Here is a 1,163-nt window from a genome sequence, read left to right on the forward strand (position 1 = left end):
GCAATGATCGTGGCAACCACACCGGCGCCCACAGTACGACCACCTTCGCGGATAGCGAAGCGCAGACCTTCTTCCATGGCGATGGGGGAGATCAGCTTCACAGTGATCGACACGTTATCACCAGGCATCACCATTTCCTTGCCTTCGGGCAGTTCGATGGAGCCGGTCACGTCAGTTGTACGGAAGTAGAACTGAGGACGGTAGTTGTTGAAGAAGGGAGTGTGGCGACCGCCTTCGTCCTTCGACAGCACGTAAACTTCAGCAGTGAAGTTGGTGTGGGGCTTAATGGAGCCGGGCTTGCACAGCACTTGGCCGCGTTCCACGTCTTCACGCTTGGTGCCGCGCAGCAGCAGACCCACGTTGTCGCCAGCTTGGCCTTGGTCCAGCAGCTTGCGGAACATTTCCACGCCGGTGACGGTGGTCTTGACGGTGTCCTTGATACCGACGATTTCGATTTCTTCGCCGACCTTGATGATACCGCGCTCGATACGGCCAGTCACCACGGTACCACGACCGGAGATGGAGAACACGTCTTCCACGGGCATCACGAAGGCGCCGTCAACAGCACGCTCGGGAGTGGGAATGTAGGTGTCCAGAGCTTCGGCCAGCTTCAGGATGGCAGGCTCGCCCTTGTCGGACTGGTCACCTTCCAGGGCCAGCTTGGCAGAGCCGCGGATGATGGGGGTGTCGTCACCGGGGAAGTCGTACTTGGACAGCAGCTCGCGCACTTCCATTTCGACCAGTTCCAGCAGTTCTTCGTCGTCCACCATGTCGGCCTTGTTCAGGAACACGATGATGTAGGGCACGCCCACCTGACGCGACAGCAGGATGTGCTCGCGAGTCTGGGGCATGGGGCCGTCAGCAGCGGAGCAAACCAGGATAGCGCCGTCCATCTGAGCGGCACCAGTGATCATGTTCTTCACATAGTCAGCGTGGCCGGGGCAGTCCACGTGAGCGTAGTGGCGGTTGGCAGTTTCGTACTCAACGTGCGAAGTGTTGATCGTGATGCCACGAGCCTTTTCTTCGGGGGCGTTGTCGATCTGCGAGTAGTCCTTGGCTTCACCGCCGAAGTGCTTGGACAGCACGGTAGCGATAGCAGCAGTCAGGGTGGTCTTGCCGTGGTCAACGTGACCGATGGTGCCCACGTTCACGTGGGGCTTGGT

1 protein-coding gene is annotated in these 1,163 nt (G+C 59.5%); it reads right to left on the reverse strand.

Annotated features, from left to right (window positions below):
- The coding region (gene tuf, locus V8Z78_RS26970; RefSeq protein WP_349732505.1) for an elongation factor Tu at positions 1-1,163 on the reverse strand (1,163 nt) is incomplete at both ends.

The organism is Comamonas sp. wu1-DMT (assembly GCF_040187805.1).
Lineage (GTDB): Bacteria > Pseudomonadota > Gammaproteobacteria > Burkholderiales > Burkholderiaceae_C > Comamonas > Comamonas thiooxydans.